The organism is Kitasatospora sp. A2-31 (assembly GCF_022288725.1).
In the GTDB taxonomy this organism is placed as follows: domain Bacteria; phylum Actinomycetota; class Actinomycetes; order Streptomycetales; family Streptomycetaceae; genus Kitasatospora.
Genome location: NZ_JAKNTA010000007.1, coordinates 228,966 through 253,045, shown reverse-complemented (window position 1 = coordinate 253,045; position 24,080 = coordinate 228,966). Strand labels below are relative to the sequence as shown.

Sequence of the window (24,080 nt, the reverse complement as noted above, 5' to 3'; positions counted from 1 at the left end):
CGGTCGTACGAACCGGTAAATCACCCCCACGGGCCAACCCGCCGCGCCCGAGGCGGCCACCGGAGCGCCCCGCCCGCGACCGCCGGCCCGCACGGGAGCCGGCCGGGCGGGCCGACGCCGAGGGGAGCGACGCCCGCCGGCACCGGGTCCGCCGGCACCGGGTCCGAGCGCACCGGCGGCGACCCGAGCCCTGGACCGGGCAGGCCCGGGATCGGCGCCAGGGCCCCGGACGGCCCTAGGAGAACGGCCGGGCCGGCCAGGGGGCCTCGGGCGAGCGCAGGGCATCGAGCCCGCCGGGGCTGGTGAGCGCGGCGTGCAGGGCGAAGGTACCGGTGATCAGGGTGGGGTTGTGCAGCTCGCCGGCGTGAATCAGCCGGACCAGCTCGGCGAGCGGCACCCGGGCGGTCTCGAGCTCCAGCTCCTCGCCGTGGGCCTCGTAGCGGTCGCCCTCCGCGTCCGCGAGGTCGGTGGCGAGGAAGAGCCGCAGCGCCTCGTCGGTGCCACCGGGCGAGGTGTAGAAGTCGACCAGCACCCGCCACGTCCCGGCCTTGCAGTGCGCCTCCTCGTACAGCTCGCGCTGGGCCGCGTGCAGCGGGTTCTCCCCGGGCACGTCGAGCAGGCCGGCCGGCAGCTCCCAGAGCCGCTGGCGGACGGGGTGGCGGTACTGGCGCACGATCAGCACCCGCTGCTGCTCGTCGAGGGCGAGGACGGAGACCGAGCCGGGGTGGGTCTGGTAGTCGCGGCGGGCCCAGCCGCCGTCGGGCATCCGGACCTCCTCGGTGCGCACGCCGGTGACCCTGCCCTGGAACGGTGTGGTGGTCCCCCGGGTCTCCCACTCCTCGGCCACGTCGTGGATGCGCTGGTCGTCCATCGGTCTCCCCTTTTCGTCAGTACGACACAATCTAACGCCGAACGGCGGCCCCGCGGGAATCGCGGGACCGCCGTCCGGTGACGTGTCGTCTACTACTCGGCGGCGGGCTGCGCCGTCTTGATGTCGATGGCCGCCTTGACCAGGCCCGCGAACAGCGGGTGCGGGCGGGTGGGGCGGGACTTCAGCTCCGGGTGGGCCTGGGTGGCCACCAGGTAGGGGTGCACCTCGCGCGGGTACTCGACGTACTCGACCAGGTCGCCCTTGGGCGAGAGGCCCGAGAAGACCAGGCCGGTCTTCTCCAGGTCCGCGCGGTAGGCGTTGTTGACCTCGTAGCGGTGGCGGTGGCGCTCCTCGACGTACTGCTCGCCGCCGTAGACCTCGCGGACGATCGAGCCCTCGGCGAGCTTGGCCGGGTACAGGCCCAGGCGCATGGTGCCGCCCAGGTCGCCCTTGCCGTCGACGATCGCCAGCTGCTCGGCCATGGTGGAAATGACCGGGTACTTGGCGGCGGCGTCGAACTCGGTGGAGTTGGCCTCGGGCAGGCCGGCCAGGTTGCGGGCGGCCTCGATGACCACGCACTGCAGACCCAGGCAGAGGCCGAGCAGCGGGATCCGGTTCTCGCGGGCGTAGGTGATCGCGGCGACCTTGCCGTCGACACCGCGGTCGCCGAAGCCGCCGGGGATGCAGATCGCGTCGACGTCGCCGAGGTGCTCCTGCGCGCCCTCCGGGGTCTCGCAGTCGTCCGAGGTGACCCACTTGATCTCGACCCGGGCGTTGTTGGCGAAGCCGCCGGCGCGCAGCGCCTCGGTCACCGACAGGTAGGCGTCCGGCAGGTCGATGTACTTGCCGACCAGCGCGACCTTGACGATGTGCTGCGGTTCGTGGACGCGGCGCAGCAGGTCGTCCCAGGTGGTCCAGTCGACGTCGCGGAACGGCAGGTCGAGGCGGCGGACGACGTACGCGTCCAGGCCCTCGCCGTGCAGCACCTTCGGGATGTCGTAGATCGACTTGGCGTCGATGGCCGCGACCACGGCCTCCTCGTCCACGTCGCACATCAGCGAGATCTTGCGCTTGATGGCCTGCGGCACCTCGCGGTCGGCGCGCAGCACCACGGCGTCCGGCTGGATGCCGATGTTGCGCAGCGCGGCCACCGAGTGCTGGGTGGGCTTCGTCTTCAGCTCGCCGGAGGGGCCGATGTAGGGCAGCAGGGAGACGTGCACGAAGAAGACGTTGTCCCGGCCGACCTCGTGGCGGACCTGGCGGACGGCCTCCAGGAAGGGCAGCGACTCGATGTCGCCGACGGTGCCGCCGACCTCGGTGATCACCACGTCGACGTCCTCGGTCGCCATCCGGCGGATCCGGGACTTGATCTCGTTGGTGATGTGCGGGATGACCTGGACGGTGTCGCCCAGGTACTCGCCGCGGCGCTCCTTGGCGATGACGGTCGAGTACACCTGGCCGGTGGTGACGTTGGCCGAACCGTGCAGGTTGGTGTCCAGGAACCGCTCGTAGTGGCCGATGTCGAGGTCAGTCTCGGCGCCGTCGTCGGTGACGAAGACCTCACCGTGCTGGAACGGGTTCATGGTGCCCGGATCCACGTTGAGGTACGGGTCGAGCTTCTGCATGGTGACGCGCAGGCCTCGGGCCTTGAGCAGGGCGCCGAGGCTGGAGGCGGTGAGGCCCTTGCCGAGCGACGAGGCGACACCCCCGGTGACGAAGAGGTGCTTGGTCGTCACGGCGCGGCCGTTCGCTGCCTTGCCGGAATGGGGCTGTGCCAAGAGGGGGCTCCCGTGGGTCGCGTGTCGAAGGTGACGTGGGCGGGAGGCTCGCGGCTCGCCTGGCGACGGGAGCGCGGTGCTGGGCACGTCGCTCGCAGGGTCGTCGGTTCGGCTGGTCCGGGGCGTTTGATCCCACCGGTCCACGGGATACCAGGGTATCAGTGACCCGGCCGGGGCGCTTTCCGGCCCGCGCCCGGTGGCACGGAACCACGCGCCCGGCGCACCACCGGCGCACCGTACGGCGCACGTGTCACATCCGTCGCACCACCGGCCCGGGCGGGCCACCCGGCGGCGCTCGTCCGGGCCATGCGCCGCCCTCCCGGCGGACCATCCGGAGCTGATCCTTCCGGGCCATCCTGCACGTCGGCCCCGCGATGCACGGCATTTCCGCCGAATTGCGGCGCCACGCAGAGCTGCGCCCGCGTGCTTCGCCCCTTTCGTCCGTCGTAAGCTGCACGGACGCATCGCCGACACACGAGCACGCGGAGGGCGTGGGAGGGTCAGGACACCTCTCGGTCCCCGATGCGCGACCGGACCTCCCCGAAAAACAGCTCCTCCCCACCCACTCCAGGGGCTCGAAGGCCTCGCGCGGACACTCCAGCAAGGCCCGCCACCACCCATCGGCGGGCCGGACGTCCCGGGGTGGCCCCCGGCCCCGCAGACCCGCTGGCTCTCCCCGGATCGCCGATGCGTCCTGACCACATTGCGAACTGGAGATCCACGTGGCCGGCCGTATCGAGGACTACGCACTCATCGGGGACATGCAGACCGCCGCCCTGGTCAGCAGGGACGGGGCGGTCGACTGGCTGTGCCTGCCCCGGTTCGACTCGCCGGCGGTCTTCGCCGGCCTGCTCGGCACCGATGAACACGGCTTCTGGCGGATCGGCCCGGCCGAGGCGGTGGCCGCCGAGCTGCCCGCCCCCGCGACCGAGCCGACCGCGGCCGCCGGCCGCGTGCGCCTCACCGACACCGGCGACCTGCGCGTCCCGCCCGCCACCGCCGCCGCCCCGGCCGTCCCCGCCGACCGGCGCCGCTACCGCGGCGACTCGCTGATCCTGGAGCAGGAATGGGACTGCCCGGGCGGCAGCGTCCGGGTGATCGACTTCATGCCGCCGCGCCCGCTGGCCGGCCGCGACGCCGTCCCCCAGATGATCCGGATCGTCGAGGGCCTGTCCGGCACCGTCCGGATGCGCTCCGCGCTGCGGATGCGCTTCAGTTACGGCCGGGTCGTGCCCTGGGTGCACCGCGTCGAGCAGGCCGACGGCGGCCACCGCACCGTCGCCGTGGCCGGCCCCGATTCGGTCTGGCTGGACGGGGAGGCCGAGACCTACGGTCGCAACCTCACCACCTACGCCGACTTCACCGTCGCCGCCGGCGACCGGATCGCCTTCGCCCTGACCTGGCAGGCCTCCCACCTCGATCCGCCGACCGCCCCGGACGCCGAGGAGATGCTCGACGCCACCGCCGACTTCTGGCACGACTGGGCCGGCCAGTGCACCTACCAGGGCCCCTACCGGGAGGCCGTGATCCGTTCGCTGATCACCCTCAAGGGCCTCACCTACGCCCCCACCGGCGGCATCGTCGCCGCGCCCACCACCTCCCTGCCCGAGGACCTCGGCGGTGAGCGCAACTGGGACTACCGCTACACCTGGCTCCGCGACGCCGCGATCACCCTCTCCTCGCTGCTGCGCACCGGCTACCGGGACGAGGCCCGCGCCTGGCGCGAGTGGCTGCTGCGCGCCGTCGCCGGCGACCCGGAGAACCTGCAGATCATGTACGGCATCGCCGGCGAGCGGGAGCTGACCGAGTCCTCGCTGGACTGGCTGCCCGGCTACGAGGGCTCCCAGCCGGTCCGGGTCGGCAACGGCGCGGCCGGCCAGCTCCAGCTCGACGTCTACGGCGAGGTGGTCGAGGCCCTGCACCTGGCCCACATGACCGGCCTGGTCCGCAACGACCACGCCCACCACCTCCAGCTGCGCCTGATCGAGTACCTGGAGGAGCACTGGCAGGAGCGGGACGAGGGCATCTGGGAGGTGCGCGGCCCGCGCCGGCACTTCGTCCACTCCAAGGTGATGGCCTGGGTCGCCGTCGACCGCACCATCAAGCTGCTGGAGCAGACCCCCGAGGACGCCCCCTCCGACACCCACCTGGAGCGCTGGCGCGAACTGCGCGAGACCATCCACCGGGACGTCTGCGAGAAGGGCTACGACCCGGAGCGCAACACCTTCACCCAGTACTACGGCGGCAAGGAACTGGACGCCTCGCTGCTGCTCATCCCCCAGGTGGGCTTTCTGCCGCCGGACGACAAGCGCGTCATCGGCACGATCGAGGCGATCCAGCGCGAGCTCTCCACCGAGGACGGCTTCGTGCTGCGCTACCCGACCCACGACGAGAGCGGCAACAACGTCGACGGGCTCTCCGGCCACGAGGGCGCCTTCCTCGCCTGCTCGTTCTGGCTGGCCGACGACCTCGCCATGATCGGCCGGGTCCAGGAGGCCCGGGAGCTGTTCGACAAGCTGCTGTCGCTGCGCAACGACCTCGGCCTGCTCGCCGAGGAGTGGGACCCGCGGGAGAAGCGCCAGGTCGGCAACTTCCCGCAGGCGTTCAGTCACGTCCCGCTGATCGACACCGCGCTGCGGCTGACCGCCTGCGGCGGCGCGTACCTCTCGGCCCAGCCGAACGGCCCGGCCGCGGACCGGGCCGAGCAGGCCACGGTCTGACCGGTGGCGCCCGGCCGCCGGCCGGGCGCCCGCCCCGCCCTGTCCTGCTTCCTACAGGCTGCGCTGGACCAGCTCGTCGTAGGTGCTGAGCACCTGGGCCACGGTGGCGGCCTCGTCCGGCCAGGTCCCGGCCTGCTGCCGGCCGGCCTCCGCAAGACGGTCACGGCGGGCCGGATCGGCCAGCAGCCCGCGCACCGCCCGGCCGATCGCCGCCGCGTCGCCGGGCGGGACCAGCACCGCCGCGTCCCCGACCAGCTCGGGGATGCCGCCGACGGACGTCGCCACCACCGGCACGCCGGCCAGCATCGCCTCCTGGACCACCAGCGAGCGGGCCTCCCAGCGGCTGGAGACCACCACCACGTCCGCGGCCGCCAGCAGGTCGGGCACATCGGTGCGGTAGCCGAGCAGCCGCACCGGGAGCTTCTCGGCCGTCACCCGCTCGCGCAGGCCGGGCGCCTCGGGGCCGTCCCCGGCGAGCAGCACCAGGGGCTGCGGGTCCAGGGCGGCCAGCTCCCGGGAGGCGTCCAACAGGAGTCCGAACGCCTTCTGCGGGACCAGCCGGCCCACCGCCAGCACAAGCGGCCGGTCCGGTCCGGCGCCGAGCAGCACGGCTCGGGCCTCGTCCCGCTCCAGCCGGCCCTCGGGCATCGGCGGCGCGGCGACCGGCCCGAGCCGGGCGTCGGTGGCGCCCAGTTCGCGGGCCCGGGCCACCAGGTCGGAGGACGCGCCGAGCACCAGGTCGGCGGCGCGCGCCACCCGGCGCTCCATCAGCCGCTGCAGCCGGCGCTCCATGCCGGTGGCGAGCAGCGCGTGGTGCGAGGTGACCACCAGCGGGGTCTCCGGGCGAAGGCCCGGGAAGCGGCCGGCGGTGCGCAGCGCCAGGTCGGACAGGAGCCCCGCGCGCAGGCCGTGGGCGTGCACCACGTCGGCGCCGGTGAAGGCGCGGCGCAGCTCGCCGATCGCGGTGGCGTCGCTGCGGGCGCCCGCGGTGGGGGTGATGTCGACCAGGTGGAACCTGGCGCCGGAGCGGGAGAATCCGAACAGCTCGTCCGTGCCGGCCGGCCCGCACACCGTCACGGTCACTCCGTGCGCGACCAGGCCCTGTGCCAGGGAGCGCACATGTGCGCCGATGCCACCGGTGCTGGCGGCCAGGACGAGCACCACGTGCAGCTGGCCGGGTTCAGGGGCGGCCGCGGTGGCCCGGGCGGCGGAATGGTCCACGTCGTCTCGCATCCGACTCGATCAGGTTCGGGCGCCGTGATGCGAGGATCGCCCGCAGCGGCGCTCGGGACTGGAAAGCCAGTGTCCAGCCGCCACCATGCCAGGTCGGCGGCCCTCTTGGACAGTCGGCGCCACGGGGGCGCGTCGCGGTCGGCAGAGGGCCGCCGCCCACCGGGTGGCGGAGCCGGGCCCGCCTCGTGGGTCGGGGCCCGGGAGTGGACTCGGGGGTCCGACTCGGGTTCGCCCGGCGCCGGCCTAGCGGTGGCGCGGCGCCCGGGCGGCGGCCAGCAACTCCTCGGCGTGGGCGCGGCCCAGCTCGGAATCCTCCAGGCCGGCCAGCATCCGGGACAGCTCGCGCACCCGCTCCTCGTCGCTGAGGACCTTGACGCCACTGCGGGTCACCGTGCCGTCGTCGGTCTTCTCCACCACCAGGTGCCGGTCGGCGAACGCGGCGACCTGCGGCAGGTGGGTGACCACCACGACCTGGGCGGACTCGGCCAGCTTCGCCAGGCGGCGCCCGATCTCGACCGCGGCCTTGCCGCCGACGCCGGCGTCCACCTCGTCGAAGAGGTAGGTCGGGACGGGGTCCGCACCGGCGAAGACCACCTCGACGGCCAGCATCACCCGGGAGAGCTCACCGCCCGAGGCGCCCTTGGCGATCGGACGCGGCTGCGCACCGGGGTGCGGGGCCAGCAGCACCTCGACCTCGTCCACGCCGTGCGGGCCGTAGGCGACGGTGCGGCCCTCGATCTCGATCCCGGACAGGTCGTCGACCTGGCTGATCGAGAAGGTGACCCGGGCGTGCGGCATGGCGAGCTCGGCCAGCTCGGCCGAGACCGCCTCGGCGAAGCGGCCGGCGGCGGCCTGCCGGGCGGCCGACACCTCGGCCGCGAGCTCGGCCAGCTCGGCGCGCAGCGCGGTCTCCCGGGCGCCCAGCTCGTCGATCCGCTCGTCGTCGCCGTCGAGTTCGGCCAGCCGGGCGGAGCCCTCCTCGGCCCAGACCAGCACCTCCGCGAGGGAGTTCTCCGGGCCGCCGTACTTGCGCAGCAGCTGGGCCAGGACGGCCCGGCGGTCCTCGACCGCGGCCAGCCGGACCGGGTCGGCGTCCAGGTCGTCGGCGTAGCCGGCGAGGTCGCCGGCCACGTCGGCGAGCAGGTAGCCCACCTCGTTCAACCGGTCCGCGAGGGCGGCGAGCCGCTCGTCGTGGTGGCGGACGGCGTCCAGGGCGCGGCGGGCCTGCGCGAGCAGGGTGCCGGCGTCCAGCGCCTCCGGGTCGGCCGGGTCCCCGGCCAGCGCGGCGTGGGCGAGGGTGGCGGCGGAGGAGAGCGCGTCGGCGTGGCCGAGGCGCTCGGCCTCGGCACCGAGCTCGACGTCCTCACCGGCGACCGGCTCGGCGGCGGCGACCTCGTCCAGGCCGAAGCGGAGCAGGTCCGCCTCCTGGGCGCGCTCGCGGGCCCGGGTGGTCAGCTCCTCCAGGGTGGCGGAGACCTCGCGCAGCCGGCGGTAGACCTCGCGGTAGCGGGCCAGCGGCTCGGCCACCGCCTCGCCCGCGTACCGGTCCAGCGCGCCGCGCTGGCGGGCCGGACGGAGCAGCCGCTGCTGGTCGGTCTGCCCGTGGACGGCGATCAGGTCCTCGCCGAGCTCCGCGAGCAGCCCGACCGGTACGGCCCGGCCGCCGACGTGCGCCCGGGAGCGGCCCTCGGCGGAGACGGTGCGGCTGATCAGCAGCGCGCCGTCGTCCAGTTCCGCCCCCGCCTCGACGGCGCGGGCGGCCACCGGGGAGTCGGCCGGCAGTTCGAGGCGGCCCTCGACCACCGCGCGTCCGCTGCCGTTGCGCACCAGGGCCGGGTCGGCCCGGCCGCCGAGCAGCAGCCCGAGGCTGGTCACCACCATGGTCTTGCCGGCGCCGGTCTCACCCGTCACGGCGGTGAAGCCGGGGGCCAGCTCGACCACCGCGTCGTCGATGACCCCAAGATCCCGTATCCGCATCTCGTCCAACACGGAGACGACCTTACGAGGTTCCACCCCCGCTGCGCGACGAGCGACAACGTCGCGCGGCAACTCCGTGCACGCAGGTTCATCCGTTCCGGGAGGTTTGCCCCGGTGCGGGGACGGTGCACCACGGCAGGAAGAACTGCACCAGCGGGCCGATGGCCAGCGCATACGCGACGGTGCCGACGCCGGCGGTGCCGCCGAGCAGGACACCCGCCGCCAACACCGTCAGTTCGATGGCGGTACGGATGAGCCGCAGCGAGCGGCCGGTGCGCCGGTGCAGGCCGGTCATCAGCCCGTCGCGTGGCCCCGGGCCGAACCGGGCTCCGATGTAGAGGCCGGTGGCCAGGCCGTTCAGCACGATCGCGGCCGCCATCAGGGCGATCCGGGCGGGCAGCGGGCCCGGCTCGCCGGCCACCCGCAGGGTGAGGTCCATCGCCGCACCGATCACCAGCACGTTGGCCACCGTGCCGAGGCCGGGGAGCTGGCGCAGCGGGATCCAGAACAGCAGGACGAGGGCGCCGCAGATGGTCACCCAGGCGCCCACCGAGAGGCCGGCGGTCCGCTGCAGGCCCTGGTGGAGGACGTCCCAGGGGTCGAGGCCGAGGCCGGAGCGCAGCATCAGCGCCATGCTCGCCCCGTAGAGGCCGAGTCCGACGGCGAGCTGCGGGAGCCGGCGGCCCAGCGCGTGGGTGTCGCCGAGCAGGCGGTCGGCGAGGCTCCGGCCCCCGGCCGCCGCCGTGGACCCGGCGGCAGGGCCGGTGGCGGTGGCGGTGGTGGTGGCGGTGGAGGTGGCGCTGCCGGTTTCGGTGGTGGTGTCGGTGCCGGTGCTGGTGTCGGTTTCGGTGGTGGTGGACGGGGGCGGGCTGGTGGTGGCCATCGGTACTCCGGCTGGTGGTACTGCACCGCCCGGGGCACGGCCTCGACGGTGGCGGACTCAACGGCCGCCCTGCGATGATGGCAAGGCCAATGAGGCCCGCTCCAGGGCCAATCCCGAGCAAGTGGACTGATTCCGCCATGGCCGACTGGCACACCACCGTCACCGCCGCCGCGCTCGCCCGGCTGCTCTCCACCGCACGCCTGCCCGAACCCGCCGCCACCCGGCGGCCCGCCTACCGCACCCTGGCCGGGCAGATCCGCCTCCTGGTCACCGAGGGCCGGCTGCCGGTCGGCGCCCGCCTCCCCGCCGAGCGCGAACTCGCCCTGGCCCTGCGGCTCAGCCGCACCACCGTGGCCACCGCGTACGAGGCCCTGCGCACCGACGGCTACCTGCACAGCCGTCGAGGCTCCGGCAGCTGGACCGCCCTGCCCGAGGGAGCCCCGCCGCCCGGCGACGCACTGCACCCGGTGCCGCCGGACGAGCAGGGCCGCACCCTCGACCTCGGCGTCGCCGCGCTCCCCGCCCCGCAGCCGTTCCTCGGCGCCGCCGCCGCCCGGGCCGTCGAGCAGCTGCCCGCCTACGCCGCCGGGCACGGCCACTTCCCCACCGGCGTCCCCGTCCTGCGCGAGGCGGTCGCCCGCCGCTACACCGAGCGCGGACTGCCCACCTCCCCCGACCAGATCCTGATCACCATCGGCGCGATGGGCGGTCTCCACCTTGCGCAGCGGGCGCTGATCGGAAGCGGCGACCGGGTGGCGGTCGAGGCGCCCAGCTACGCCCACACCCTGCAGGCACTGCGCCGCGGCGGCGCCAGGCTGGTCCCCGTCCCGTACGCCTCGCCGGACGGGCCGACCCGGCCGCCGCGCTGGGACCTCGCCGAGTGGCGCCGGGTGCTGCACGGCGCCGCGCCCAGGGCCGCCTACGTGATCCCCGACTTCCACAACCCGACCGGCGCCCTCGTCGACGAGGAGCAGCGGCGCGAACTGCTCGCCGCCGCCCGCGCCGCGGGCGCGGTGGTCCTGGTCGACGAGACCACCGCCGAACTCGGCTGGGGCGTCGCCGACGGCGCCGCCCTCCCCCGCCCGACCGCCGCGCTGGACCGTTCGGCCCAGGTGGTCACGGTGGGCTCGGCCGGCAAACTGCTCTGGGGCGGCCTGCGGATCGGCTGGGTCCGGGCGGCGCCGGCCCTGGTCCGCCGTCTCGCCACCGAGCGCGTCTACAGCGACGTCGGCGCCCCCGTCCTGGACCAGCTGATCGCCGCGGAACTGCTCGGCGAGCCGCTGGAGGCCGTCCGCGCCCACCAGTTGGCCCGTCTGAGGGCCGGCGCCGAGGCCTTCGCCGACGCCCTGCGCACCCGCCTGCCCGACTGGCGCTACGCCCCGCCGCCCGGCGGACTCGCCTTCTGGGTCTCGACCGGCGGCCTCTCCGGCGCGGCGCTCGCCCGAGCCGGAGAGCAGGTCGGCGTGCGGATCGCCGCGGGCAGCCGCTTCGGCGCGGACGGCGCGTTCGAGCAGCACATCCGGATTCCGCTCACCGTGCCCGCCGCGGCCGTCCCCGGAGCCGTCGACCGGCTCGCCGAGGTCGCCGCACGGGCCGCCGGCGGCCGATGGCGCGACTCCGCCGACGAGAGCCAGCCACTGGCGGTCTGACGCTTCGCCATCTCCACTGCAGCGCAAGGCCGGTGAGTGATCCCGCGGAAACGGTGGGGGCGGGACCGCGACGGACCCCGCCCCCACCGGCTCAGTGCGTGTCGTGCCGGCCGCGCCAACCCGTCACCGGCAGCGCGAACTTGGCCACCAGCCGGTCGGTGAACGGCGCCCGGTGCAGCCGTGCCAGCCGCACCGGCGTCTGCCCCCGGCGCACCTCGACCCGCGCGCCGGCCGGCAGCTCCACCGAACGCCGCCCGTCGCACCAGAGCACCCCGTGCGGGGTCTTCGGCTGCACCTCCACCGCCAGCACCGAGTCCGGCGAGGTCACCAGCGGCCGGGCGAACAACGCGTGCGCGCTGATCGGCACCATCAGCAGCGCCTCCACCTCCGGCCAGACCACCGGCCCACCACCGGAGAAGGCGTACGCCGTCGAACCGGTCGGGGTCGCGCAGACCACGCCGTCGCAGCCGAAGTTGGACACCGGGCGGCCGTCCACCTCGGTCACCACCTCCAGCATCCGCTCCCGGGACGCCTTCTCGATCGACGCCTCGTTCAGCGCCCAGTCGTGGTGCAGCACGTCGCCGTTGGTCCGCACGATCACGTCGAGGGTCATCCGCTCCTCGACCTCGTAGTCGGCGTCGACCACCCGCTCGACCACCACGGCCAGGTCATCGCGCTCGGCCTCGGCGAGGAAGCCGACCCGGCCGAGGTTGATGCCGAGCATCGGGAGCCCGTGCTCGCGCGCCAGCTCGGCCCCGCGCAGCAGTGTCCCGTCGCCGCCCGCGACCAGGATCAGCTCGCAGCCGTCGGCGGCCCCCGGCCCGCCGGGCACCCGCTCCACGCCGTCCGGAAGATCCAGGTCCACCGCCTCGGCGGCGAGCAGCCGGATCCGGATGCCCGCCTTGAGCAGGCCGTGCACCAGGCCCTCGACGCTGCGCAGCGCGGCCTCACGGCCGGTGTGCGCGATCAGGAAGACCGTCCGCTCGTCGCTCATGCGCCCACCTCGCTGCCCCTGCCGCCGCTTCCGCTGCTGACTCCGCTGACACCGCTGACACCGCTGCCGATTCTGATGCGGTTGCCGGTACCGAGGCCGTGGCCCCGCCCGACCGCCGCCCCGCGAGACGCGCTCCCCGCGACGATCCGCTCCCGGCTCCCGGCCAGGAGTACCCCCATGATTCGCCCGCTCATGCCAGCTGCCCTCTCCCTACGTCGGCCGGGTCGCCGTCGGCCGGTGCGGCCGCGTCGACCCGGCATGACGGACCGGACGTCCGCAGAGCAGCCTATCCGGGGCCCTCCGCAACGGCCCGGTCCGCGTCCGCCGGATCCAACGGGGGTGCGTCCCGGCGCAACCAGAGGAAGTACTCGACGTTCCCGGACGGACCGGGCAGCGGGCTCGCGGTCACCGCGCGCACGCCCAGCCCCAGCTCCCACGCCTGCCCCGCGACCTGGCGCACCATCTCGGCGCGCAGCTGCGGGCTGCGCACCACTCCGCCGCTGCCGAGGCGCTCCTTGCCGATCTCGAACTGCGGCTTGACCATCAGCACCAGGTCGGCGTCCTCGGCGGCGCAGCCGGCCAGCGCGGGCAGCACCAGACCCAGCGAGATGAAGGAGAGGTCGCCGACCACCAGGTCGACCGGCGTCCCGCCGATCAGCTCCAGGGTCAGCTCGCGCACGTTGGTGCGGTCCATGACCGTCACCCGCTCGTCGCTCTGCAGCGACCAGGCGAGCTGCCCGTAGCCGACGTCCACCGCCAGCACCCGCGCCGCGCCGGCGCGCAGCAGCACGTCGGTGAACCCGCCGGTGGACGCACCGGCGTCCAGCGCCCGGCGGCCCTCGACCACCAGGCCCTGCGGGATGAAGGCGGCGAACGCCCCGGCCAGCTTGTGGCCGCCGCGGGAGACGTAGTCGGGATCGTTCTCGTCCTTCGCCACCACGACCGCCGCCGAGGTCTCCACCTGGGTGGCCGGCTTGGTCGCGGTGGTGCCGCCGACGGTCACCCGGCCGGCCGCGATCAGCTCGGACGCGTGCTCCCGCGACCGGGCCAGCTTGCGGCGGACCAGTTCCGCGTCGAGACGGCGTCGTGCCACTGCCACTGGTGTTTCAGCTCCTACGGATGGTTCTGCGGGTCAGTCCCGGTCGAGCGCGGCCAGCGTGTCGGTGAGCCGCTGGTGAACATCTTCGTACACCGCGACGTGCGCCCCGGTCGGCACCCCGTCCAGTGCCGCGAGCCGGGCCAGCCCGGCGTCGACGGCCGGGTGACCGGTCGGGGTCAGCTCGACGCCGAGCGGGAGCGGTGCGCCGCCGAGCGGGTCGGCGACGTCGAGGGCCTCGGGGGCGCCCGGACGGTCCGGGGCGTCGAGGCCGGGGTCGTGATCAGGCATCGGGCTTCTTCGTCGTGCTGGTCTTCCGGACGGTGGTCTTCCTGGTCGCGGTCCGCTTGGCGGGAGCCTCCTGCCCGGCGGTGGTCTTCTTGGCGACCGTCCGCTTGGCGACCGTCTTCTTGGCCGCGGCCTTCTTGGTGGCGGCCTTCTTCGCCGGCGCCTTCTCGGCAGGCGCCGCACCGGCCGCAGCCTTCTTCGCCGTCGCCTTCTTCGCCGCGGCCTTCTTCGCCGCGGCCTTCCCGGCCGGCGACTTCGTCGGCTGCGCCGGCTTCGCGGCCGCGGTCTTCCCCGCGCCCGGGGCCTCCGGCACCGGCGCCGCCGAGTCCGGCTCCGCCGCCGAGTCCGACTCCGCCGGCGTCTTCGGCTCCGGAGCCGTGCGCGCCGGCGGGACCGGCGGGTCGACCTCCACCGGCGCGTCCACCTCCACCCGCTCGGCCACTATCGGCTCCGCGGCCACCCGGGTGGCGGGCGCGGCGGGCTCCTCCCCCTTCTCCCAGCCCCGTTCGAAGAGCCCGTCCGCACGCGGGGCCGGCCCCGGCTCCTCGGCCGCCGGCGCCTTCGCCGCGGGCACGGCCTCCCCCTCGACCTCGCGCAGCTTGCTCTCCAGGTAGGCGAGCACCACCCCGACCTTGGTCACCTGGTCGCCGACCTTCTCGAAGGCCCGCTCGACCTCGCCCCGCGCCACGCCGACCGCCAGGTCCAGCCCGGCCCGGCCCGCGGTCACCGCCTCCCCGGCCAGCGTCTGCAGCGCCTCCGGGGACGGCGGGAACTGCCCGCCGAGCTTCCGCTCCACCCCGGCGACATCCACCCCGGTCCTCTCCAGCAGTCCGGCCGCCGTCCCGACGACCCGCTTGCCGACCTCCTCCACCAGCCCGGCGGCGACCTCCACCACTCCCCGCACCGTCTTCGGCAGCATCCGGGTGCCTCCTAAGCGCCTCTGCGCATCGCTCTGTCGCCGTGGCACCCGGACCCGTTCCGGGCACCCACTGACGACGCTACAGCCAAAACCGTGCTGGGGTACCGTGGCCCCGCAGTCACCGCCGCCGTCGTACAGGGAGTGGACCAGCCGCCATGGCCAACGCCGAGGAGTGCCGCGCGGCACTGGAACAGCTCAGCAGGAACCTGGCCCGCTCCACCGGCGACGTCCGCAAGGCCGCCGCCCTCGACCGCTCGCTGACCTGCCGGATCACCGACCTCGACCTGACCTTCTCCGGCCGGTTGCGCGGCGGCCGGATCGAGGACGTCACCGAGGCGCCCGGCCCGCCCGCCGCGAAGGCCGAGATCCGGCTCACCATGAGCAGCGACGACCTGGTCGCCCTCGTCGACGGCAGGCTCAACTTCGCCTCGGCCTGGGCCACCGGCCGGGTCAAGCTGGAGGCCGGCCTCCGCGACCTGCTACGGCTGCGCACCCTGCTCTGACCCGCGCGCCCGTACCCGGCTCTGACCCCGCCCGCAACCGGCTCTGAGCCGGCCCGCACCCTGCTCTGACCCCAACCGCACCCGGCTCTGAGCCGGCCCGCACCCGGCGGCCCCGCGCCCTTGCGCAGAGTGGGGGATCAGAAGCCCAGCTCGGCCAGCGCCTTCCGCCCGTCCACCGGCTCGCCGGCCGCGTCCAGCGCCGTCCACGCCGCCGCGCAGAGCGCGCGCAGGCCGTCCCAGCGGTCCTCCCCGGTGGCCGTCAGCCGCAGCTCGCCGTCCTGCGCCACGGCCACCCAGCCGCCGCAGCCGAAGCCGCCGTCCGGCTGCCCGACCGCCGCGGAGTGCGGCACCAGCAGCCCGCGCAGGTCCGCGGACAGGTAGGTCGGCCGGTGCTCCGCCGGCGCCGTCAGCAACTGCGCCGGCGTGGTGACGCCGGTGAAGACCAGCAGGCTGTCCACCCCTCCGTTGAACGCGCCCTCGATGTCCGTGTCCAGCCGGTCCCCCACCACCAGCGGCCGCCGCGCACCCGTACGCAGCACCGTCTCGCGGTGCATCGGCGGCAGCGGCTTGCCCGCCACCTCCGGCTCCACGCCGGTCGCCGCCCGGACCGCGGCGACCAGCGTGCCGTTGCCCGGCGCGATGCCGCGCGCCTGCGGGACGGTCAGGTCCAGGTTGGACGCCACCCACGGCAGACCGCGCTGGACCGCGAAGGAGGCCTCCGCCAGGTGCTGCCAGCCCACCGAGGGGTCGAAGCCCTGCACCACCGCGAGCGGCTCCTCGGCCAGCGTGCGCACCGGCACCAGCCCCCGCTCCGCCAGCGCCTCCTCCAGGCCCGCACCGCCGACGACCAGCACCTTCGCCCCGGCCGGGACCTTCTCGGCCACCACCCGGGCGGCCGCCTGGGCCGAGTTGATGACGTCGTCGGGCTCGGCGGCCACGCCCAGCCCGGTCAGGTGCTCGGCCACCACCCGGGGCGGGCGGGAGGCGTTGTTCGTCACGTAGGCCAGCCGCATCCCGGCCACCCGGGCCGCCTCCAGCGACTCCACCGCGTGCTCGATCGCGTCCGGCCCCGCGTAGACGACGCCGTCGAGGTCCAGCAGGGCCGTGTCGTACGCCTCGGTGAGCGGGCGGCCGCTCCCGCCGGGGGCGGTCCGTCGCGCGGTGGTGGCCGTCTCGGTCATGCCTGTTCTACCTCGTTCACTGGGTCGCTCACTCGTTCGTTCCCGGGGCGGGGCCCCGCCCGTCCGCGCCGTCCGCGTCCGGGTCCGTGCCCCCGCGGTCCTCCCCGCCGCTCGGCGGCAGGCCGGGCGGCCCCCCGGAGGCCCCCGGGGGCTCCAGGTAACCCGGCGCCCCCGGCAGCAGCGGGCCGAACGCCCCGGCGCGGGCCGCCAGGGTCGCCCGGGTCTGCCGCAGCGCGGCCCGGTAGTGGTCGGTCTCCGGACGCATCGCCACGGCCAGCGCCAGGTGCTCGGCGGACGTCTCGAAGTCGCCCAGCCGGGCCGCCGCGACGCCCCATCCGAACTGAGCGTAGTCGTCCGAGGGATCGGCCAGGGCGACGGCCCGGAAGTTCTCCAGCGCCGCCGCGTAGGAGCCGGCGTCGAACTGCGCCCTCGCCAGCGTCTCCCGGATGCTGCGCGAGTGCGGCTCCGCCGCGGCCGCCCGCGCCAGCAGCTGCTCGGCCGCCGCCGGGTGCCCCTGCGCCAGCAGCCGACCGCCGCGGCGGAACCAGTCGTACACGTCCCCCGCGGGCTCCCCCGCCCGGTCCGGCTCCGGCACTCCGTCGCCCCCGCCGGGCGTGCCGGCGCCCGCGCCGGGACCGTTTCCGCCGGCGCCCGAGACGGCCGCCTCGTGGGACGCCTCGCCCCCGCCTGTCCGATCGTTCACGCCGTACCTCGCCCTCGGTCACGACACCCGCCCCACCGACCAGCACGGGTGTTCCGATCTCTGAACAACGCGTACCCGGTTACGATGCCCAGAATGAGCGCACCCAGTGCAGAAAGCGGAGCGGAGTCTCCGCAGGGCGGCCCCGGCGATCCCGGGCACGTCGCCACTGCAGGCCTGTCCCTGTTCCCCTTCCGAGGCCTGCGTTACGTCCCCGATCGGGTCGGCGCGCTGGCTGCCGTGACCTCGCCGCCGTACGACGTGGTCGATCCGGGCCGACGGCTCGACCTGGAGACCGCCGACCCGCACAACGTGGTCCGGCTGATCCTCCCGCGCCCCGAACCGGACGAGCCCGGCGACCGCCCGGACCGCGACACCCGCTACCGCCACGCCGCCCGCCTGCTGCGCGACTGGCAGCGCGAGGGCGTCCTGGCCCCCGATCCGGTGCCCGCGCTGTACGTCTACGAGCAGCGGGTGCCCGCCGCCGGCGACTCGCCCGAGCTGCTCCAGCGCGGCCTGATCGGCGCGCTCGCCGTCAGCGGCAGCGAGGCCGCCGTCGTCCTCCCCCACGAGGACGTGATGCCCAGACCGGTCGCCGACCGGGTCGGTCTGATGCGCACCACCCGCGCCAACCTCGAACCGCTGCTGCTCACCTACCGGGGCAACGGCGGCGCGGCCGGCGTGGTCGAGCGCGCCGTCCGGGGCGAGCCGCTGCTGACCACCACCACCTCGGACGGCACCCACCACCGGCTCTGGGCCGTCACCGACGTCGCCGAGATCGCCGAGGTCAGCCGCGACCTCTCCACCTGCCGCGCGCTGATCGCCGACGGGCACCACCGCTGGGAGATGTACCTGCGGCTCCAGCGCGAGCACCGCCACCTCCCGCGCAGCCCCTGGGACCGCGGCCTGGTACTGCTGGTCGACACCGCCCGCTACCCGCTCCAGGTCCGGGCGATCCACCGGGTGCTGTACCGGCTGCCGATCGCCGAGGCGCTGGAGAAGCTCGGCGACCGCTGGCAGGTCAAGGAGGTCGCCGGCCCACTGGAGACCGCCCTGCAGGCGCTCGCCGAGCAGAAGCGGCACGGCGGCAGCAGCTTCGTGCTCACCGGCGGCGACGGCACCTACTGGCTGGTGGGCGAACCCGACGAGGCCCTGCTCGACGCCACCGTCCCGCACGACCGGCCGGAGGAGTGGCGCCACCTGGACGCGACCGTCCTGCACGCCACCCTGCTCGACCACACCTGGCGCATCCCCGACGGGCCGGACGACATCGGCTACCTGCACACGGCCGTGGCCGCCGAACGCGAGGCGGCCCGCAGCGGCGGCACGGCGGTGCTGCTGCACCCGGTGCGCGAGAGCGTGGTCCGCCGGCTCGCCGAGCAGGGCGTCACCATGCCCCGCAAGTCGACCTCCTTCGGCCCCAAGCCGGCCACCGGGCTGGTCCTGCGCAGCCTCGAACTGGGCTGAGGACCGCCCGGGTCACCGGTCCGGCCGGTGAGGGCCGGCCCGCCCGGGTGGACGGTGGTTCAGGGGGGACGGTGGTTCAGGTGGGGACGGTCGCTCCCGACACGGACTGCCGCTCCCGGCGCGGACGGGCCGGGGACAGCCGCAGACAGCGAAGAGGCCCTGCCTCCACCACGGTGTTCCGTGGTGGAGGCAGGGCCTCAGTCGGTACCGGGCGCCGTCAGGCCTCAGGCCTTGGCGTCGGTGGACCGCTCCGGCACGACACCGTCGAAGTCCTCGTCGATCTCCAGGTCGTCCTCGTCGTAGAACTCCTCGACGTCTTCCTCGTCCTCGAAGATCTCCCGCTCGTCCGGCACGCCGCCGCGCGACTTCGCCGCAGCCGGGGTCTCGGCCTGCTCGGCCTCGTCCTCCAGCTCCGGGTCGAGCGCGTCCACGAACTCCAGACCGTCGATCTCGGCGAGCCGCTCGGAGGCGTTGGTCGCGCCGTCGGTGTCGGCCTCGGCGGCCTTGGCGAACCACTCGCGGGCCTCGTCGCCACGGCCGGCCGCGATCAGCGCCTCGGCGTAGGCGTACCGCAGGCGCGCGGTCCACGGCTGCACGGTGCTGGAGGCCAGCTCCGGGCTCTGCAGGGTGACCACGGCCGCGTCGAACTGCTCCATGTCGGAGCGGGCGCCGGCCGCGACCAGGCGCATCTCCACCTGGCCGGCCTTGTCCAGCTGCTTCACCTCGGGCTCGCCGGCCATCGCCAGCGCGCGCTCCGGACGGCCGAGACCGCGCTCGCAGTCCGCCATCACGGGCCACAGGTCGGCACGACCGGTCATCCGACGGGCGGCACGGAACTCGGTGAGCGCCTCGGAGTAACGCTGCGTCATGTACGAGGCGAAACCGGCCGCCTCGCGGACGGCGGCGACCCGGGAGGCCAGCCGCAGCGCGACGCGGGAGTACTGGTAGGCCTCCTCCGGCTCGCCGTCCAGCAGGCGGGCGACCATCACCAGGTTGCGGGCGACGTCGTCGGCCAGCGTCTTGGGCAGGCTCTTGAGCTCCTGGCGCACGTCCGCGTCCAGCTCGAAGCCGGTGACGTCCTCCGGGATCGGCAGGCGCTTGACCGGCTCGTAGTTGCCACGGCGGTCGTCGTAGTCCCGGCCGCCGCGGTCGTCACGGTCGCGGTACGACGGACGGTCGTCCCGGCGCGGACGGTCGTCGCGGCGGAAACCGCCGCCCTGCGGACGGTCGTCGCGGCGCCCCTCGAAGCGACGGCCACCGCGGTCGTCACGGTCACGGTTGAAGCCGCCGCCCTGCGGGCGATCATCACGGCGGTAGCCACCGCGGTCGTCACGGTCACGGTTGAACCCACCGGACGGACGGTCGTCCCGACGGAAACCGCCACCCTGCGGACGGTCGTCGCGGCGGAAGCCGCCGCGGTCGTCGCGGTCACGGTTGAACCCACCGGACGGACGGTCGTCACGGCGCGGACGGTCGTCACGGTCGTCCCGACGGAAGCCGCCGGAGGGACGGTCATCGCGACGGAAACCGCCACCCTGGGGACGGTCGTCACGGCGGAAGCCGCCACGGTCGTCACGGTCCCGAGCACCGGAGGTGCACACGTTCGCAAAACACAAAAAGGCCGCGGCCCCAGCGAATCGCTGGGGCCGCGGCCTTGAATGATTGTTCGGCGGCGTCCTACTCTCCCACAGGGTCCCCCCTGCAGTACCATCGGCGCTGTGAGGCTTAGCTTCCGGGTTCGGAATGTAACCGGGCGTTTCCCTCACGCTATGACCACCGAAACCCTATCGGGTATTCAGCGAAACACACTTTTCAGTTGATAAGTGTTTCCTTGTTCGCCGGCGATAGCTGTTCGCTACCCGGGAACCACACAGTGAACGCGAGCGTCTGAGGACAAGCCCTCGGCCTATTAGTACCGGTCAACTCCACCCCTCACAGGGCTTCCATATCCGGCCTATCAACCCAGTCGTCTACTGGGAGCCTTACCCTCTCAAGGAGGTGGGAGTGCTCATCTCGAAGCAGGCTTCCCGCTTAGATGCTTTCAGCGGTTATCCCTCCCGAACGTAGCCAACCAGCCATGCCCTTGGCAGAACAACTGGCACACCAGAGGTTCGTCCGTCCCGGTCCTCTCGTACTAGGGACAGCCCTTCTCAACACTCCTACGCGCACAGCGGATAGGGACCGAACTGTCTCACGACGTTCTAAACCCAGCTCGCGTACCGCTTTAATGGGCGAACAGCCCAACCCTTGGGACCTACTCCAGCCCCAGGATGCGACGAGCCGACATCGAGGTGCCAAACCATCCCGTCGATATGGACTCTTGGGGAAGATCAGCCTGTTATCCCCGGGGTACCTTTTATCCGTTGAGCGACGGCGCTTCCACAAGCCACCGCCGGATCACTAGTCCCTACTTTCGTACCTGCTCGACCCGTCAGTCTCACAGTCAAGCTCCCTTGTGCACTTACACTCAACACCTGATTGCCAACCAGGCTGAGGGAACCTTTGGGCGCCTCCGTTACCCTTTAGGAGGCAACCGCCCCAGTTAAACTACCCACCAGACACTGTCCCTGATCCGGATCACGGACCCAGGTTAGACATCCAGCACGACCAGAGTGGTATTTCAACGACGACTCCACAACAACTGGCGTTGCTGCTTCACAGTCTCCCACCTATCCTACACAAGCCGAACCGAACACCAATATCAAGCTATAGTAAAGGTCCCGGGGTCTTTCCGTCCTGCTGCGCGAAACGAGCATCTTTACTCGTAATGCAATTTCACCGGGCCTATGGTTGAGACAGTCGAGAAGTCGTTACGCCATTCGTGCAGGTCGGAACTTACCCGACAAGGAATTTCGCTACCTTAGGATGGTTATAGTTACCACCGCCGTTTACTGGCGCTTAAGTTCTCAGCTTCGCCAGAGCGAACTCTAGCTAACCGGTCCCCTTAACGTTCCAGCACCGGGCAGGCGTCAGTCCGTATACATCGCCTTACGGCTTCGCACGGACCTGTGTTTTTAGTAAACAGTCGCTTCTCGCTGGTCTCTGCGGCCACCCCCAGCTCAGACAGCAAGTGCCGTCACCAGGAATGGCCCCCCTTCTCCCGAAGTTACGGGGGCATTTTGCCGAGTTCCTTAACCATAGTTCACCCGAACGCCTCGGTATTCTCTACCTGACCACCTGAGTCGGTTTGGGGTACGGGCCGCCATGAAACTCGCTAGAGGCTTTTCTCGACAGCATAGGATCATCCACTTCACCACAATCGGCTCGGCATCAGGTCTCAGCCTTAATGTGAGGCGGATTTGCCTACCTCACGGCCTACACCCTTACCCCGGGACAACCACCGCCCGGGCTGGACTACCTTCCTGCGTCACCCCATCGCTCACCTACTACCCCGTTGGGTCACCGGCTCCACCACGTCCCATCGTCCGAAGACTCCGGGCCGGCTTCACGGGCTTAGCATCAAGAGGTTCAGCGTTGGCGCTTCAAAGCGGGTACGGGAATATCAACCCGTTGTCCATCGACTACGCCTGTCGGCCTCGCCTTAGGTCCCGACTTACCCTGGGCAGATCAGCTTGACCCAGGAACCCTTGGTCAATCGGCGCAAGAGTTTCCCACTCTTGTATCGCTACTCATGCCTGCATTCTCACTCGTATACCGTCCACGACTGGTTTCCACCGCCGCTTCACCCGGCACACGACGCTCCCCTACCCATCACAGCAGGCGTTAGCCCTTCATGCTGCAATGACACGACTTCGGTGGTGTGCTTGAGCCCCGCTACATTGTCGGCGCGGAATCACTTGACCAGTGAGCTATTACGCACTCTTTCAAGGGTGGCTGCTTCTAAGCCAACCTCCTGGTTGTCTCTGCGACTCCACATCCTTTCCCACTTAGCACACGCTTAGGGACCTTAGTCGGTGTTCTGGGCTGTTTCCCTCTCGACCATGGAGCTTATCCCCCACAGTCTCACTGCCACGCTCTCACTTACCGACATTCGGAGTTTGGCTAAGGTCAGTAACCCGGTGAGGCCCATCGCCTATCCAGTGCTCTACCTCCGGCAAGAAACACGTGACGCTGCACCTAAATGCATTTCGGGGAGAACCAGCTATCACGGAGTTTGATTGGCCTTTCACCCCTAACCACAGGTCATCCCCCAGGTTTTCAACCCTGGTGGGTTCGGTCCTCCACACGGTCTTACCCGCGCTTCAACCTGCCCATGGCTAGATCACTCCGCTTCGGGTCTTGGGCATGCAACTCAACCGCCCTATTCGGACTCGCTTTCGCTACGGCTACCCCACACGGGTTAACCTCGCTACACACCGCAAACTCGCAGGCTCATTCTTCAAAAGGCACGCAGTCACGGCCAGCAGGCAAGCCCACTGACGACGCTCCCACGGCTTGTAGGCACACGGTTTCAGGTACTATTTCACTCCGCTCCCGCGGTACTTTTCACCATTCCCTCACGGTACTATCCGCTATCGGTCACCAGGGAATATTTAGGCTTAGCGGGTGGTCCCGCCAGATTCACACGGGATTTCTCGGGCCCCGTGCTACTTGGGAGATGAGCAAGCAAGCCGTACAGATTTCGCCTACGGGGGTCTTACCCTCTACGCCGGACCTTTCGCATGTCCTTCGACTATCCATACGGTTTCTGACTCGCCCAGCCGCCGGCAGACGACTGAAGCTCATTCCCACAACCCCGTATTGGCAACCCCTGCCGGGTCTCACACCAATACGGTTTAGCCTCATCCGGTTTCGCTCGCCACTACTCCCGGAATCACGGTTGTTTTCTCTTCCTGCGGGTACTGAGATGTTTCACTTCCCCGCGTTCCCTCCACACTGCCTATGTGTTCAGCAGCGGGTGACAGCCCATGACGACTGCCGGGTTTCCCCATTCGGACACCCCCGGATCAAAGCTCGGTTGACAGCTCCCCGGGGCCTATCGCGGCCTCCCACGTCCTTCATCGGTTCCTGGTGCCAAGGCATCCACCGTGCGCCCTTAAAAACTTGGCCACAGATGCTCGCGTCCACTGTGCAGTTCTCAAACAACGACCAGTCACCCACCTCCAAGAACCCCAAAGGGCACCTCTTCAGTGAGACCGGCATCCTTGAGGCAACTTCCGTTCCCTCAGGACCCAACAACGTGCCCGACACACCCGATCAACAACCCGTGTTCCACGCCGAAGCAGTACTAACGAATGCCAACCCAGTGTGCCGAATAGTCAACGTTCCACCCATGAGCGAGCACTCCGGGACGTTCGCCCGAAGCTGCTATGTGCTCCTTAGAAAGGAGGTGATCCAGCCGCACCTTCCGGTACGGCTACCTTGTTACGACTTCGTCCCAATCGCTGGTCCCACCTTCGACGGCTCCTCCCCTTACGGGTTAGGCCACCGGCTTCGGGTGTTACCGACTTTCGTGACGTGACGGGCGGTGTGTACAAGGCCCGGGAACGTATTCACCGCAGCATGCTGATCTGCGATTACTAGCAACTCCAACTTCATGGGGTCGAGTTGCAGACCCCAATCCGAACTGAGGCCGGCTTTTTGGGATTCGCTCCGCCTCGCGGCATCGCAGCCCTTTGTACCGACCATTGTAGCACGTGTGCAGCCCAAGACATAAGGGGCATGATGATTTGACGTCGTCCCCACCTTCCTCCGAGTTGACCCCGGCAGTCTCCTGTGAGTCCCCGACATTACTCGCTGGCAACACAGAACAAGGGTTGCGCTCGTTGCGGGACTTAACCCAACATCTCACGACACGAGCTGACGACAACCATGCACCACCTGTATACCGACCACAAGGGGGCGCCTATCTCTAGACGTT

Annotated in this window: 16 protein-coding genes, 2 rRNA genes and 1 other annotated feature (1 of these 19 only partly in view); of the genes, 4 read left to right on the top strand and 14 right to left on the bottom strand. The window is 71.9% G+C overall.

Going from position 1 to position 24,080, the window contains the following annotated elements:
* Positions 1 to 235 precede the first annotated feature (235 nt).
* Positions 236 to 871 carry an NUDIX hydrolase gene (locus MCM47_RS21365; RefSeq protein ID WP_238863255.1) on the bottom strand — a complete coding sequence of 212 codons (636 nt, stop codon included), beginning with the start codon at positions 869 to 871 and terminating at the stop codon, positions 236 to 238.
* A 92-nt stretch (positions 872 to 963) separates the two neighbouring features.
* Complete coding sequence (locus MCM47_RS21360; RefSeq protein WP_238863254.1) at positions 964 to 2,607, bottom strand: CTP synthase; 1,644 nt, start codon at positions 2,605 to 2,607, stop codon at positions 964 to 966.
* Between the two features lie 764 nt (positions 2,608 to 3,371).
* Between MCM47_RS21360 and MCM47_RS21355 the strand changes: the two genes are divergently transcribed.
* Positions 3,372 to 5,369: a glycoside hydrolase family 15 protein gene (locus MCM47_RS21355; protein ID WP_238863253.1), complete on the top strand. Its 1,998-nt coding sequence runs from the start codon at positions 3,372 to 3,374 to the stop codon at positions 5,367 to 5,369.
* A 51-nt stretch (positions 5,370 to 5,420) separates the two neighbouring features.
* Here MCM47_RS21355 and MCM47_RS21350 read toward each other — a convergent pair whose 3' ends face one another.
* The 3 genes from MCM47_RS21350 to MCM47_RS21340 all read right to left on the bottom strand — a co-directional run bounded on the left by MCM47_RS21350 (position 5,421) and on the right by MCM47_RS21340 (position 9,462).
* Positions 5,421 to 6,590: a glycosyltransferase family 4 protein gene (locus tag MCM47_RS21350; protein WP_238863252.1), complete on the bottom strand. Its 1,170-nt coding sequence runs from the start codon at positions 6,588 to 6,590 to the stop codon at positions 5,421 to 5,423.
* Between the two features lie 255 nt (positions 6,591 to 6,845).
* The gene (recN, locus tag MCM47_RS21345; RefSeq protein WP_238863439.1) at positions 6,846 to 8,579 is read right to left on the bottom strand and encodes a DNA repair protein RecN; all 1,734 of its coding nucleotides are present in this window, start codon (positions 8,577 to 8,579) and stop codon (positions 6,846 to 6,848) included.
* A gap of 88 nt (positions 8,580 to 8,667) precedes the next feature.
* Positions 8,668 to 9,462 carry a hypothetical protein gene (locus tag MCM47_RS21340; RefSeq protein ID WP_308222393.1) on the bottom strand — a complete coding sequence of 265 codons (795 nt, stop codon included), beginning with the start codon at positions 9,460 to 9,462 and terminating at the stop codon, positions 8,668 to 8,670.
* Positions 9,463 to 9,599: 137 nt separating this feature from the next.
* Between MCM47_RS21340 and MCM47_RS21335 the strand changes: the two genes are divergently transcribed.
* Positions 9,600 to 11,111, top strand: a complete 1,512-nt coding sequence (locus MCM47_RS21335) for a PLP-dependent aminotransferase family protein (protein WP_238863251.1) — start codon at positions 9,600 to 9,602, stop codon at positions 11,109 to 11,111.
* Positions 11,112 to 11,202: 91 nt separating this feature from the next.
* Here the strand turns inward: MCM47_RS21335 and MCM47_RS21330 are convergent, their stop codons facing one another.
* The 4 genes from MCM47_RS21330 to MCM47_RS21315 all read right to left on the bottom strand — a co-directional run bounded on the left by MCM47_RS21330 (position 11,203) and on the right by MCM47_RS21315 (position 14,408).
* On the bottom strand, positions 11,203 to 12,105 hold the full coding sequence (locus MCM47_RS21330; protein WP_238863250.1) for an NAD kinase: 903 nt from the start codon (positions 12,103 to 12,105) through the stop codon (positions 11,203 to 11,205).
* A gap of 286 nt (positions 12,106 to 12,391) precedes the next feature.
* Positions 12,392 to 13,198, bottom strand: coding sequence for a TlyA family RNA methyltransferase (locus MCM47_RS21325; protein ID WP_238863249.1), 807 nt, complete (start codon positions 13,196 to 13,198; stop codon positions 12,392 to 12,394).
* Positions 13,199 to 13,237: 39 nt separating this feature from the next.
* Positions 13,238 to 13,492, bottom strand: a complete 255-nt coding sequence (locus MCM47_RS21320) for a hypothetical protein (RefSeq protein ID WP_238863248.1) — start codon at positions 13,490 to 13,492, stop codon at positions 13,238 to 13,240.
* Positions 13,485 to 14,408, bottom strand: coding sequence for a hypothetical protein (locus tag MCM47_RS21315; protein ID WP_238863247.1), 924 nt, complete (start codon positions 14,406 to 14,408; stop codon positions 13,485 to 13,487). The genes MCM47_RS21320 and MCM47_RS21315 overlap by 8 nt, the downstream gene beginning before the upstream one ends.
* Positions 14,409 to 14,563: 155 nt before the next feature.
* On the opposite strand from MCM47_RS21315, the gene MCM47_RS21310 reads away from it, so the two are divergent.
* Positions 14,564 to 14,911, top strand: coding sequence for an SCP2 sterol-binding domain-containing protein (locus tag MCM47_RS21310; protein WP_238863246.1), 348 nt, complete (start codon positions 14,564 to 14,566; stop codon positions 14,909 to 14,911).
* 137 nt (positions 14,912 to 15,048) lie between these two features.
* On the opposite strand, the gene MCM47_RS21305 is transcribed toward MCM47_RS21310, so the two are convergent.
* Together MCM47_RS21305 and MCM47_RS21300 are read right to left on the bottom strand one after the other, a co-directional pair.
* Positions 15,049 to 16,092: an HAD-IIA family hydrolase gene (locus MCM47_RS21305; RefSeq protein ID WP_238863245.1), complete on the bottom strand. Its 1,044-nt coding sequence runs from the start codon at positions 16,090 to 16,092 to the stop codon at positions 15,049 to 15,051.
* 28 nt (positions 16,093 to 16,120) lie between these two features.
* Positions 16,121 to 16,795, bottom strand: coding sequence for a tetratricopeptide repeat protein (locus tag MCM47_RS21300; protein WP_238863244.1), 675 nt, complete (start codon positions 16,793 to 16,795; stop codon positions 16,121 to 16,123).
* A 93-nt stretch (positions 16,796 to 16,888) separates the two neighbouring features.
* Here MCM47_RS21300 and MCM47_RS21295 point away from each other — a divergent pair, with 93 nt between their 5' ends.
* Positions 16,889 to 18,259: a DUF1015 family protein gene (locus tag MCM47_RS21295; protein ID WP_238863243.1), complete on the top strand. Its 1,371-nt coding sequence runs from the start codon at positions 16,889 to 16,891 to the stop codon at positions 18,257 to 18,259.
* A gap of 224 nt (positions 18,260 to 18,483) precedes the next feature.
* Here MCM47_RS21295 and MCM47_RS21290 read toward each other — a convergent pair whose 3' ends face one another.
* From MCM47_RS21290 to MCM47_RS21275, 3 genes are all read right to left on the bottom strand, one after another.
* Entirely contained in the window at positions 18,484 to 19,308 is an 825-nt protein-coding gene (locus MCM47_RS21290; protein WP_238863437.1) for a tetratricopeptide repeat protein, read from the bottom strand.
* Between the two features lie 615 nt (positions 19,309 to 19,923).
* Positions 19,924 to 20,040, bottom strand: a 5S ribosomal RNA gene (rrf, locus tag MCM47_RS21280).
* A 108-nt stretch (positions 20,041 to 20,148) separates the two neighbouring features.
* Positions 20,149 to 23,269: ribosomal RNA gene (locus MCM47_RS21275) — 23S ribosomal RNA — on the bottom strand.
* A gap of 273 nt (positions 23,270 to 23,542) precedes the next feature.
* Positions 23,543 to 24,080, bottom strand: a sequence feature (mutual gap in cmsearch alignment for this rRNA model is longer than 100); it runs 713 nt beyond the window's last position.

Bases quoted from the DNA above. Each gene is read 5' to 3' on its own strand.
- MCM47_RS21365 (WP_238863255.1), bottom strand. From the start codon at position 871: ATGGACGACCAGCGCATCCACGACGTGGCCGAGGAGTGGGAGACCCGG.
- recN (WP_238863439.1), bottom strand. From the start codon at position 8,579: ATGCGGATACGGGATCTTGGGGTCATCGACGACGCGGTGGTCGAGCTG.
- MCM47_RS21340 (WP_308222393.1), bottom strand. From the start codon at position 9,462: ATGGCCACCACCAGCCCGCCCCCGTCCACCACCACCGAAACCGACACC.
- MCM47_RS21335 (WP_238863251.1), top strand. From the start codon at position 9,600: ATGGCCGACTGGCACACCACCGTCACCGCCGCCGCGCTCGCCCGGCTG.
- MCM47_RS21330 (WP_238863250.1), bottom strand. From the start codon at position 12,105: ATGAGCGACGAGCGGACGGTCTTCCTGATCGCGCACACCGGCCGTGAG.
- MCM47_RS21320 (WP_238863248.1), bottom strand. From the start codon at position 13,492: ATGCCTGATCACGACCCCGGCCTCGACGCCCCGGACCGTCCGGGCGCC.
- MCM47_RS21315 (WP_238863247.1), bottom strand. From the start codon at position 14,408: ATGCTGCCGAAGACGGTGCGGGGAGTGGTGGAGGTCGCCGCCGGGCTG.
- MCM47_RS21310 (WP_238863246.1), top strand. From the start codon at position 14,564: ATGGCCAACGCCGAGGAGTGCCGCGCGGCACTGGAACAGCTCAGCAGG.
- MCM47_RS21305 (WP_238863245.1), bottom strand. From the start codon at position 16,092: ATGACCGAGACGGCCACCACCGCGCGACGGACCGCCCCCGGCGGGAGC.
- MCM47_RS21295 (WP_238863243.1), top strand. From the start codon at position 16,889: ATGAGCGCACCCAGTGCAGAAAGCGGAGCGGAGTCTCCGCAGGGCGGC.